Here is an 11,004-nt window from a genome sequence, read left to right as displayed (position 1 = left end):
TCAGCCATCCGCGCCAGCGCGAACCGGCCCGCCGCCAGAATCTTGGCCGCCACGGCGACCCGTTCGGTGCGCAGCTGATCGCGCGCGGTATCGAGGTGGCCAACCACCACCGCTCCCGACGCTTCGAACTGGTGTTCGATCACCTCTCCGAGGTTACTCCGCACCTCTGACAACAGAATCAGGTCCGACCCATCAGCGTGCGGCCGATGATGCCGGCCGCCTCGGCCAACCGGTCCGGCGGATGTGCGGCGTATCCGATGACCAGCCCCGGCGGCCCGGGTAGCCGGCGGTGCAACGACAGCGGCTGGACTACCACCCCGGCCTCGCGTAATCGGTCGGCGATGGCCACATCGTCGACCCCACGACCGGGCAGCGTGATCAACAGGTGCAGCCCCGCCGCCACTCCCAACACCCGCGCCTCGGGCAACCACGACAACAGCCCCTTCAGCAGCGCGTCGCGGCGGCCCTCGGCACCGGCCGGGCCGGCCTGCTCACCGGTATCGCCCCGGTGGCGGCCGCGATGATCGGGATTCCCCTCACGGGAGCCGTTCCCGGTGCGCCGGTGTGGCTGGGTATCACGCTGATCGCGGCCGGACTCGCGGTCGGGTTGCAGACCGCCCCGCGAGTCCGGCGGCGATCACACCCGACCGGGGCCTGCGCCAGCGTCGACCGAGACCAGCTCGTTCGGTCGCGGGCGCAGCGGTCCGGTCTTGCCGTGGGTGGCATAGATGACCAGCCCGACGAAGGCCAGGCCGCCGACGAGATTACCCAACACGGTGGGGATCTCGTTCCAGATCAGGTAATCCATGATGGTGAACTCACCACCGAGCATCAACCCTGACGGGAACAGGAACATGTTGACGATCGAGTGCTCGAAGCCCAGGTAGAAGAACACCATGATCGGCATCCACATGGCAATCACCTTGCCCGGCAGGCTGTCCGACATCATCGCACCGACCACCCCCATCGACACCATCCAGTTGCACATGACTCCACGCAGGAACAGCGTCAGCATGCCGGCGGCGCCGTGGTCGGCGTAACCGACGGTCCGACCGGCCCCGATCTCACCGATCGCCTGCCCCACCGCATCCGGCGCCACGCTGAACCCGTAGGTGAAGTACACCGCCATGAACACCGCGACGGTCAGCGCACCCAACAGGTTTCCGACGAACACCAGACCCCAGTTACGCAGCATGGGCCGCAGTGTCACACCCGGCCGCTTGTCCAGCCAGGCCAACGGCACCAGCGTGAAAACCGCTGTCAAAAGGTCGAATCCGAGCAGATGCAACATGCAGAAGCCGACCGGAAACAGCACCGCACCCAGTAGCGGCTCGCCCGTCTTTGTCGAGATGGTGATCGCAAACGCTGCGGCAAGCGCCAGGATGGCGCCGGCCATATACGCGCGGATCAGCGTGTCCCGGGTGGACATGAAAACCTTCGACTCTCCGGCATCGATGATCCGGGTGGCCAGTTCGGCGGGTTTGACGTATGACATGTCAGCCCCCGCTACCAGTGGTACGGCAGGAATTTGCCGTCGATGGTCACGACCACCCGGTCACCGTCGGGATCGGCCTTGCGCTCAAAGGTCATGTTGCAGTTGATCGCGCTCATGATGCCGTCGCCGAACTCCTCGTGAATCAGCGCCTTGAACGTCGGACCGTACACGTTGATCAACTCGACGAAGCGGTAGATGGTCGGATCGGTCAGCAACGCCGGATCAGCGGTGCGATAGGGCTGACGTTGCAGCGCTGCAACGGTTCCCGCACTGAGATCGAGCAGCTCACCGGCGGCGGTGGCTTCGGCGGCGGGCATCGGGTGACTGCCGAGCATGGCGGCCACCGTCCACACCAACGGTCGTTCGATGTGATCGGCCAGCTTCTGCCAGCTGATCCCGGTCTCCGAACGGCGTTGTTCGATCTCGGTGATGACGGGTGAAGCGGGGTCGTACGCCATACTCGGGCTCCTTGTGCAGATCGATGTTGACGTCCATATCACCGGTTCGGTACGCCCGTGCCCATGGCAGAAGGCGCAGGGAATCCGGCATTTTGCGCAGCACCGCCCCACCGGGACGCCGTTTAACCACCCCGTAACCGGAAGCGAAACATGCCCGAAACGGCCCCGGCCTAGCGTCGGTGACACCAGAGCAAGCCAGGGGAGATCGTGTTCAACCAGCCCGCACTCGATGCCGGCACGTTGTCGGCGGTGATCGACGTCGCGCCGACCCCGCTGTGGGTCATCGGCCCGGACGGCACCGTCGTGCTGGCCAATCAGGCCGCGCTGAGCATGCTCGGGTACCGGTCCGATGACGACATCATCGGTGCACCCAGCCATGACACCTTGCACGAGTGGCACCCCGACGGGTCGCGCTACCCGTCGCACTCCTGCCCGATCCTCGACGGTTGCGGCTCCCCCGCCCTCACCGCGCACGAATGGTTCATCACCCGCGCCGGACAACCGATTCCGGTGACCTGGTCGGCCAAACCGCTGGGAACTGAGGGCACCCGACTGCTGGCCTTCGCCGACGCGACCGAACGACTCGCCGCCACCGCGCGCCCGGGTGGTCGCGCCATCACCGAGGTGGCTTCGTCGCGCACCGAACTGCGCACCCGCCTACTCGAGCATGTCCGCACGCGGTTCCGTGATCCCGATTTCACCGCCGCCAGACTGGCCGCCGAGTTCCATCTCTCCCTTCGCACGGTCCAGCAACTGCTCGCCGAGGACGGTCGTTCACCGGCATCGGAGATCCGGCTCCGGCGCCTCGATCTCGCGAGTTCTCTGATATCCCAGGGATCCTCGGTGAGCCAGGCCTGCCGCGCCAGCGGCTTCACCGACCCGGGCACCTTCAATCGGGCCTTCCGACGCCACTTCGGCGTACCCCCGAGCGAATGGGCACGCCGCGCCGGCTGACGCCCTACGCGTCGACCTCATCCCAGAACCGTCCGGCCCGCTCGGCGACCTCCTCGGGATACTCTCCCGTCAGCGCGTGCGAGGCCTGTTCCCACACCTCGACCTGGCCGTGCCGCAGTTCCTCCCGCGCCGTAGCCGCCGCCCGCTGCGCCTCGTGGATGACACTGCGACCGGCGATCAGCGTCAGCACCGGAATGTCCAGCGCGCCCAACTGTTCCGGAGAGAACCGGGTGGGCGCCGGTTGGTGCAATTCGAAATCAGCCGTGCCGGAATCGATCAGCTGTAGAACCGGCTCGGATTCGTCGACATCGGCGCCCCCGGAGATCCACCGCAGGATCCGGCGGCGCAGTACATCGGACACCCGGGGCAGTCCCATCGGGATGAACGCCACCATGGTGCGTAGCGGTATCGGCGCGAATGTCAACACCGGATCCAACAACACCAGCGACGCCGCGCGCCCGGGATAGTGCACGGCATGGTTCACCGCACTCCAGCCACCGAACGACACCCCGGCCAGGTGCACGGATTCCAACCCGAGCCCGGCGAGCAGTTCGTCGAGCCAGCACGCCTGATCTGCGGCCGCGGTGATCGGCGCGGTCTGCACCGACATACCCGGCTCCCCCAGCAGGTCTAGGCAATACACGCTGCGGTGCGCGAGCAGGCCGGGCAGGTTGTCCGCCCACATCGGGGTCGAGGCGTTACGCCCGGGCAGCAGCACCCCCGGACGCCCGGGCGCACCGTCGAATCGGTACACCCGCACGGTACCGAATGTCGTCGTCACATCGCGGGTCTCGGCGATCGGCGGCAGTCCCGCCAGCGCGGCGTCGTACACCGCCGCGAAGTGGGCGCGGGCCGACTCGCTGCGCCAGCGCCCGACACCCACCGCGCTCCTACTCGACGGTGACCGACTTGGCCAGGTTGCGCGGCTTGTCCACGTCGTACCCGCGGGCCTGGGCCACCCCGGCGGCGAACACCTGCATTGGGATCGTCGACAGCAGTGGCTGGAAAAGCGTTGACACCGCGGGGATCTCGATCAGGTAATCGGCGTACGGCGCCACGGTGTCGTCGCCCTCCTCGGCGATGACGACGGTGACCGCACCGCGGGCCTGGATCTCCCGGATGTTGCTCAGCAGCTTGGCGTGCAGTGTCGCCGCACTCTTGGGCGACGGCATGACCACGATGACCGGCAGATCGTCCTCGATCAACGCGATGGGTCCGTGCTTGAGCTCACCGGCCGCGAAGCCTTCGGCGTGCATGTAGGCCAGTTCCTTGAGCTTGAGCGCGCCCTCCAGCGCCACCGGGTATCCGACATGGCGGCCCAGGAACAGCACGGCCGAGGAGTTGGCGAACTTGTGGGCCAGCTCGGTCACCGGGTCCATGCAGGCCAGCACCCGGGACACCTGATCGGCCATGGCCTCCAGGTCGTGGTATTCGCGGGCCACCTCGTCGGCGTACTTGGTGCCGCGGGCCTGCGCCAATGCCAGCCCCACCAAGTAGTTCGCGGTCAGCTGGGCCAGGAACGTCTTGGTCGAGGCGACGCCGATCTCCGGTCCGGCGCGGGTGTAGAGCACCGCGTCGGCCTCCCGCGGGATCTGGCTGCCGTTGGTGTTGCAGATGGCCAACACCTTGGCCTTCTGCTCCTTGGCGTGCCGGACCGCCTCCAGGGTGTCGGCCGTCTCACCGGACTGCGAGATCGCGATGACCAGGGTGCTGCGATCCAAAACCGGGTCGCGGTACCGGAATTCGCTGGCGAGCTCCACCTCGACCGGCAGCCGGGTCCAGTGCTCGATGGCGTATTTGGCCAACATGCCGGAGTGATAGGCGGTGCCACAGGCGACGATGAAAACCTTGTCGACCTCGCGCAACTCCTGATCGGACAGCCGCTGCTCGTCGAGCACGATCCGGCCGTCCACAAAATGTCCGAGCAGTGTCTCGGCGACGGCGACCGGCTGCTCGGCGATCTCCTTGAGCATGAAGAACTCGTAGCCGCCCTTCTCGGCGGCGCTCAGGTCCCAGTCGATATGAAAACGCCGGGCGGGTGCGTTGTTCCCGGCGAAGTCGGTGACCTTGTAGCCGTCGGCGGTGATCACCACGGCCTGGTCCTGGCCCAGTTCGACGGCCTCGCGGGTGTACTCGATGAAGGCAGCGACATCGGAACCGATGAACATCTCGCCGTCGCCGACGCCGACCACCAGCGGGGTGGACCGGCGCGCCGCGACGATGGTGCCGGGTTCGTCGGCAAAGGCGAACACCAGGGTGAAGTGGCCTTCCAGGCGCTGCAGCACCGCCAGCACGGAGCCGACGAAATCGCCGGCGGTCGCGCCGGAGCGGTACGCCTGGGCCACCAGGTGCACGGCGACCTCTGAGTCGGTATCGCTGGCGAACTCGACACCGGCGCCTTCCAACTCGGCGCGCAACACCGCGAAGTTCTCGATGATGCCGTTGTGCACCACTGCGAACTTGCCGCTGCCATCGCGGTGCGGGTGGGCATTACGGTCGGTCGGACGCCCGTGGGTGGCCCACCGGGTATGTCCCATACCGCTCGTCCCACCCAGTTCACCGGCTGCCGCCAGCGCCTCTTCCAGATTGGCCAGCCGGCCGGCCTTCCGTTCCACGGTCAGGCCGCCGGAGCCGTCGAGCAGGGCCACACCCGATGAGTCGTATCCGCGGTACTCCATCCGGCGCAACGCATCGACGACGACCTCGCAGGCAGGGCGCTGCCCGACGTAGCCGACGATTCCACACATAGGGACCCAGGGTAGTGCAGTGCCGACCCACCGCCCGTCCACAGACGTCGACTAGGGTCTATGCGTGGCCAAGACGAAGAAACTCTTCGCTGCTCTGACGCGGCGCGGGCCGCATCGCGTCCTGCGCGGGGACCTTGCCTTCGCCGGTCAGCCCGGCATGGTCTATACCCCCGAGGCGGGGTTCAACCTGCCCGGGATCGCCTTCGGTCACGATTGGCTGACCGGCGCCGACCGCTATGCGGGGACGCTGGAGCACCTGGCGTCCTGGGGCATCGTCGCAGCGGCACCGGATACCGAGAAATCGTTCGCCCCGTCGGCGCTGAACCTGGCGGTCGACCTGGGCACCACCCTCGACATCATCGCCGGGGTACGACTGGGCCCGGGCGAGATCAGCGTGCATCCGGGCAAGCTCGGGGTTGTCGGGCACGGTTTCGGCGGGTCGGCCGCGGTGTTCGCGGCCGCCGGGATGGGATCGCGACTCAAGGCGGCCGCCGCACTGTTTCCCGCGGTCAGCAGCCCGCCCGCCGAACAACCGGCGGCCTCTCTGCAGTTGCCCGGGCTGATCCTGCGGGCGATGTCGGATGACAGTTCGATCCGCTCCAACGCCGACACGCTGGCGAAGGTGTGGCCGACCGCCACCCTGCGGATCGTGGCCAAGGCCGAGGCCGGCGGTCTGATCGAGGGGCGCCGGCTTGCCAAGGCCGTCGGCCTGCCGGGCGCCGACAACGGCACCCAGAAGGCGGTGCGGGCGCTGCTCACCGGATATCTGCTGTTCACCCTGACCGATGACAAGACCTACCGCGATTTCGCCGATCCCGAGGTGGTGCTGCCGAAAACGGTCGCCATCGACCCGGAAACGGCCCAGCCGACGCTGGAGGACAAGGTCGTCGCCCTCCTGAAGGCCTGAGCTTCTCCCAACCAACCGGTTGGTGATATAAACACTGGCATGCGGACCGGAATCTTCCTCGGCTATGCGGGCGGCTTCAAGGAGGCGGCCGAGCAGGTCGTCAAACTGGAGAAGGCCGGTGCGGATATCGCGCTGGTGGCCGAGGCGTACTCGTACGACGCCATCAGCCAGCTCGGCTACCTGGCCGCCAAGACCTCGACGATCGAACTGGGCACCGGCGTCGTCCCCATCTATGTACGCACCCCCACCCTGCTGGCGATGACGGCCGCGGGACTGGACTACGTGTCCGACGGCCGGTTCCGGCTCGGCATCGGGACCTCGGGTCCGCAGGTGATGGAGGGGTTCCACGGGGTGCCGTTCGAGGCGCCGATGGGCCGCACCCGCGAGGTCGTCGACATCTGCCGCCAGGTCTGGCGCCGCGAGAAGGTGTCCTATGAGGGCAAGCACTACCAGATCCCGCTGCCGGAAGGCCGCGGCACCGGCCTGGGCAAACCGCTACGGCTGATCAATCACCCTGTGCGCGAAGATATCCCGATCACCATCGCCGCACTCGGGCCGAAGAACGTGGAGTTGACCGCGGAGATCGCGCAGGGCTGGCAGCCGGTGTTCTTCTACCCGGAGAAGGCCGACGACGTCTGGGGTGAATCGCTGCGGGCCGGTTACGCCAAACGCGACCCGGCCTTGGGCCCGCTGGACATCATGGTCAGCGCCAGCCTTGCCATCGGCGACGACGTCGACGACCGGCTGGCCTGGGCGAAACCGCAACTGGCGCTGTACATCGGCGGCATGGGTGCCCGCGGCCAGAACTTCTATCACAAGCTGGCCACCCGGTACGGCTTCGGCGAGGTCGCCGACCACATCCAGGATCTGTTCCTGGCCGGCAAGAAGGAAGAGGCGATCGCGGCTGTGCCCGACGACCTGGTGCGCCACGTGTCGCTGGTCGGACCGCGCGGTTTCGTCAAGGAACGGCTGGCCGCCTACGCCGAGGCCGGGGTGACCACCATGCTGGTGCACCCGCTGGCCGTCGATGACACCGAGGCGCTGCGCTACACCGAGCAACTGGTGGAACTCACCAGGTCGCTGTAGTCCCCGGGTGATGCACGCCTCAAAATTGGGGTAGGTGCGTCCCATTGGGTATCGTTGGCCCCAGCGGCATCGTCTGTTCTGCCTTTTGCCGCTTCGCCAGGGCGAATCTCTACGTCCTGCTCGATCGTCACACCGAGCGCCGCGGGAACATCCGCGCCGGGCAGGACGACCGCACACTATTCACTGGAGCTCTTACGTGCCCACCTTTGCCGACCTCGGCCTGCCCGAGGCCGTCGTCACCACGCTCGCTGCCAACGGCATCGAGTCCCCCTTTCCCATCCAGGCAGCGACGCTGCCCGATTCGCTGGCCGGCCGCGATGTGCTCGGCCGCGGCAAGACCGGATCCGGCAAGACCTACGCCTTCCTGCTGCCGGTCGTCGGACGACTGACCGCCAGCCCCGCGCCGCGGCGCTCCGGTAAGTTCCGGGCGCTCATCCTGGCACCGACCCGCGAACTGGCCACCCAGATCGACGCCTCGCTGGCACCGCTGGCAAAGGCCACCGGCCTGCGCTCGGTCACCATCTTCGGTGGTGTCGGCGCACAGCCACAGATCCAGGCGCTGCGCGACGGTGTCGATATCGTCATAGCCTGCCCCGGCCGGCTCGAAGACCACGTCAAGTCCGGCCATGCCGACCTGTCGGCTGTGGAGATCACCGTTCTCGACGAGGCCGACCACATGGCGGATCTCGGCTTCCTGCCCCCGGTCAAGCGCCTGCTCGACCGCACCCCGGCGGACGGCCAGCGCCTGCTGTTCTCGGCCACCCTGGACAACGGTATCGACGTACTGGTGCAGCGCTACCTGCAGGATCCCGTGGTACACAGCGTGGACTCCGAGCAGTCCCCGGTCTCGGCGATGGTGCATCACGTGCTGCACGTCGACCACGACGCCCGCTTCGATGTGCTGGCCGACCTGGCCGCCTCGCCGGGCCGGACCATCGTGTTCGCCCGTACCAAGTACGGCGCCAAAGGCCTGGCCCGCAAGCTGAATTCGCGCGGCGTGCCGGCGGTTGAGCTGCACGGCAACCTGTCCCAGAACGCCCGTACCCGCAATCTGGGCGCCTTCTCCGAAGGCGCGGCCACCGTGCTGGTCGCCACTGATATCGCCGCGCGCGGTATCCACGTCGACGATGTCAACCTCGTCGTGCACGCCGACCCGCCGGTCGAGCACAAGGCCTATCTGCACCGCTCGGGCCGCACCGCCCGCGCCGGCAGCGAGGGCACGGTGGTGACGCTGATGCTGGACAGCCAGGTCTCCGATGTGCGGGTGCTGACCCGTAAGGCCGGCGTCAAGCCGACGGTGACCAAGTTCAGCGGTGCCTCACATCCGGTGCTGCAGGAGATCGCCCCGGGCGAGCGGACCTTCAGCGGAGCGATCGTGCTCGACGTCCCGGAGCAGCCCGCCGCACGGCCCGCCGGACAGGGCAACCGTCGGCGTAAGCCGCAGCGACGCAGCGGTTCCGGTGCTTCCCATGGCGCCGGTTCCGCTGGCGGCGGCAACGGCCAGGCCCGCCGCGGTGGCGGTCGCCCGCGCCGTAGTGGCGCCGGTTCCCCGCGCTGACCCTTCCCTGCCGAGCAGACTGATGTTGCCCCCTAGAATCACGGTTCTAGGGGGGAACACATGTGTCTTCGCGGGATCGTCGGAGCACTGCTCACCGCCGGTGCGGTGCTCACCGCACCGCCCGCCCATGCCGCACCCGAGATCACGGTGACCCTGGTGCGTCATGCGCAATCGGCAGGCAACACCTCGGGGTTCGAGGCGGGCGTCTGCGAAGGCCGCCCCCGAGGCGACGCTGGCCGTCGAGCCGCTGCAGAACACCGGATACTTTGTGGTGCGCGGTAATCCGACCGCGGCCGGTCGCTGGTCACCTCACGCACCCGCCTGGGGTAGCGCGTCGGCGGCGATCTCACACGGGGTCGCCGGCGGCTCGGGTTCGGTGACGGGAACCGCCATGGGCTCGGCTTCCGGTGCCGCTTCCGCAACAGGTTCGGGCACCGGTGTCGGTGCCGGTGTCAGTTCCTCCGGAGGTGGTTGCTCCTGATCCTCGCTCTCGTCGGCATCCGGATCGTCGAGCTCTTCCTCCTCCGATTCGTCGCCTTGTTCCTCTGAGTCGTCGACCTCCTCGGAGTCGTCGGGCTCCTCCTCCTCCGCCGGGAACGGATCGTCGAGGTCGAGATCTTCGGCTGCCGAACCACTTCCGGTACCCGCCGAGTCGAACAGCCCACCGAGCAGATCCGCGACCGGCTGGCCCAGCCCGGACAGCCCCGACCCGGCCGACGGCATACCGCCGAACCCACCGGCCGGCATCGGCGCCGGTGCCGGTGCCGGTGCCGGTACGACCGGATCCGGCTGCATCGCAACGGGTGTCGGGGGCACCGCCGGTCCGGCGTAGTCGAATACGGGCGGTGGCGGTGCTGCCGCCCCGGCCGCCGCACCGTAGGCCTGCCGGACGGCATCCTCGGTCGCCCGCATCGATGACATCCAGTCCGCACCGATGTCGCCGGCCACGAACGGGGCCACCCGCAGGTCGACGAGCTCACTGGCCCCGGACTGGTCCCCGGCGCCAGTTGTCACCGTGCGCGCCGCGGTGAGCCATTCCCCCCGCGCGCCGCGCGCCTCGATCTCCAGGGTGGCGGTCACCTTGGCCGCCACCAGTTGCTGCAACCCGTCCGCCAGATCGGCCAATGCCGCGGCGGTGCAATGTAATCCGTCGACCGTCTGCGCGCAGGATCCAGCGTGCCCACGCAGGGACTCGGTGGCCACCGCCCCACCCGCACCCTGCCAGGCGGCGTCGACCGCACGGCAGGCGCCGTCCTGCCACTGCAGCGCCTCGTCGGCAGCGGCCGCGAGTTCGGCGACGGCCCGACCGTCGGCGGCCAACGCCGCCAGATCCATCTCGGCCTCGGTGGAGTACGCGGCCTGCAGCGCGGTCGGATCGGGGCCGCTGTGCCCGAGTTGCCGACAGGCCCGGGCATACTCCGACAACACCTCGACGGCAGGCCGGGCATCCTCGAGCATCAGCCGATCCGCCGTGCGGCACGGGCGTCGATATCGGCGTAGTCGGCGGCCGAAACCCGCAGACCGTCGGCGATCTGCTGGTTGGCCGTGGCCCAGGACCGCACCCTGGCGACGGTGTCGGCGACAGCACGGCGCACGTCGTCACCGCAGTCGGTGTATCCCCGGCCGGCGGCTCTGCCGTCGAAGGTCAGCGATGCCTGGCACCGTCGGGTGGCGTCCTCGAGCATGGCGGCGATGGCCTCGAAGCGCTGCGCGGCGGCCAGCAGTGCAGCGCCGTCCACCCGGGCCGAGTCGATGTATCCCATACCCGAATTGGACGCAGCAGCGCCCGATTCGGTTCC

Annotated in this window: 11 protein-coding genes; 4 read left to right on the top strand and 7 right to left on the bottom strand. The window is 68.3% G+C overall.

The genetic code is table 11. From position 1 onward, the window contains the following. Nucleotides 1-178: 178 nt before the first annotated feature. The 3 genes from ACLBYA_RS29595 to cynS all read right to left on the bottom strand — a co-directional run bounded on the left by ACLBYA_RS29595 (nucleotide 179) and on the right by cynS (nucleotide 1,953). Nucleotides 179-436: a hypothetical protein gene (locus ACLBYA_RS29595; RefSeq protein ID WP_447713047.1), complete on the bottom strand. Its 258-nt coding sequence runs from the start codon at nucleotides 434-436 to the stop codon at nucleotides 179-181. A 201-nt stretch (nucleotides 437-637) separates the two neighbouring features. After that, the gene (locus ACLBYA_RS29590) at nucleotides 638-1,495 is read right to left on the bottom strand and encodes a formate/nitrite transporter family protein (protein WP_447713046.1); all 858 of its coding nucleotides are present in this window, start codon (nucleotides 1,493-1,495) and stop codon (nucleotides 638-640) included. 11 nt (nucleotides 1,496-1,506) lie between these two features. Then, the gene (cynS, locus tag ACLBYA_RS29585; RefSeq protein WP_447713045.1) at nucleotides 1,507-1,953 is read right to left on the bottom strand and encodes a cyanase; all 447 of its coding nucleotides are present in this window, start codon (nucleotides 1,951-1,953) and stop codon (nucleotides 1,507-1,509) included. 207 nt (nucleotides 1,954-2,160) lie between these two features. Between cynS and ACLBYA_RS29580 the strand changes: the two genes are divergently transcribed. Beyond that, nucleotides 2,161-2,907 (top strand): helix-turn-helix domain-containing protein, encoded by a 747-nt coding sequence (locus ACLBYA_RS29580; protein WP_447713044.1) that lies wholly within the window; start codon nucleotides 2,161-2,163, stop codon nucleotides 2,905-2,907. 4 nt (nucleotides 2,908-2,911) lie between these two features. Here ACLBYA_RS29580 and ACLBYA_RS29575 read toward each other — a convergent pair whose 3' ends face one another. Further along, nucleotides 2,912-3,790 (bottom strand): alpha/beta fold hydrolase, encoded by an 879-nt coding sequence (locus tag ACLBYA_RS29575; RefSeq protein ID WP_447713043.1) that lies wholly within the window; start codon nucleotides 3,788-3,790, stop codon nucleotides 2,912-2,914. A gap of 7 nt (nucleotides 3,791-3,797) precedes the next feature. Beyond that, nucleotides 3,798-5,654, bottom strand: coding sequence for a glutamine--fructose-6-phosphate transaminase (isomerizing) (gene glmS / locus ACLBYA_RS29570; RefSeq protein ID WP_447713042.1), 1,857 nt, complete (start codon nucleotides 5,652-5,654; stop codon nucleotides 3,798-3,800). Nucleotides 5,655-5,718: 64 nt separating this feature from the next. On the opposite strand from glmS, the gene ACLBYA_RS29565 reads away from it, so the two are divergent. The 3 genes from ACLBYA_RS29565 (at nucleotide 5,719) to ACLBYA_RS29555 (ending at nucleotide 9,205) form a co-directional block, all read left to right on the top strand. Then, nucleotides 5,719-6,561 (top strand): dienelactone hydrolase family protein, encoded by an 843-nt coding sequence (locus ACLBYA_RS29565; protein WP_447713041.1) that lies wholly within the window; start codon nucleotides 5,719-5,721, stop codon nucleotides 6,559-6,561. Between the two features lie 39 nt (nucleotides 6,562-6,600). Next, entirely contained in the window at nucleotides 6,601-7,647 is a 1,047-nt protein-coding gene (locus ACLBYA_RS29560; protein ID WP_447713040.1) for an LLM class F420-dependent oxidoreductase, read from the top strand. A gap of 196 nt (nucleotides 7,648-7,843) precedes the next feature. After that, on the top strand, nucleotides 7,844-9,205 hold the full coding sequence (locus ACLBYA_RS29555) for a DEAD/DEAH box helicase (protein WP_447713039.1): 1,362 nt from the start codon (nucleotides 7,844-7,846) through the stop codon (nucleotides 9,203-9,205). Nucleotides 9,206-9,514: 309 nt separating this feature from the next. Here the strand turns inward: ACLBYA_RS29555 and ACLBYA_RS29550 are convergent, their stop codons facing one another. Both ACLBYA_RS29550 and ACLBYA_RS29545 read right to left on the bottom strand, forming a co-directional pair. After that, nucleotides 9,515-10,663, bottom strand: a complete 1,149-nt coding sequence (locus ACLBYA_RS29550; protein ID WP_447713038.1) for a hypothetical protein — start codon at nucleotides 10,661-10,663, stop codon at nucleotides 9,515-9,517. Further along, nucleotides 10,663-10,968, bottom strand: coding sequence for a type VII secretion target (locus ACLBYA_RS29545; RefSeq protein WP_447713037.1), 306 nt, complete (start codon nucleotides 10,966-10,968; stop codon nucleotides 10,663-10,665). Before ACLBYA_RS29545 ends, ACLBYA_RS29550 begins: the two co-directional genes overlap by 1 nt. Nucleotides 10,969-11,004 lie beyond the last annotated feature (36 nt).

The organism is Mycobacterium sp. C31M, from assembly GCF_053345865.1.
Note: the sequence above shows the minus strand (reverse complement) of the source record. Positions and strands in the feature narration are given on the sequence as shown.

Coding starts and splice junctions, on each gene's coding strand:
- ACLBYA_RS29590 (WP_447713046.1), bottom strand. CDS start 1,495: ATGTCATACGTCAAACCCGCCGAACTGGCCACCCGGATCATCGATGCC.
- ACLBYA_RS29550 (WP_447713038.1), bottom strand. CDS start 10,663: ATGCTCGAGGATGCCCGGCCTGCCGTCGAGGTGTTGTCGGAGTATGCC.
- ACLBYA_RS29560 (WP_447713040.1), top strand. CDS start 6,601: ATGCGGACCGGAATCTTCCTCGGCTATGCGGGCGGCTTCAAGGAGGCG.
- glmS (WP_447713042.1), bottom strand. CDS start 5,654: ATGTGTGGAATCGTCGGCTACGTCGGGCAGCGCCCTGCCTGCGAGGTC.
- ACLBYA_RS29545 (WP_447713037.1), bottom strand. CDS start 10,968: ATGGGATACATCGACTCGGCCCGGGTGGACGGCGCTGCACTGCTGGCC.
- cynS (WP_447713045.1), bottom strand. CDS start 1,953: ATGGCGTACGACCCCGCTTCACCCGTCATCACCGAGATCGAACAACGC.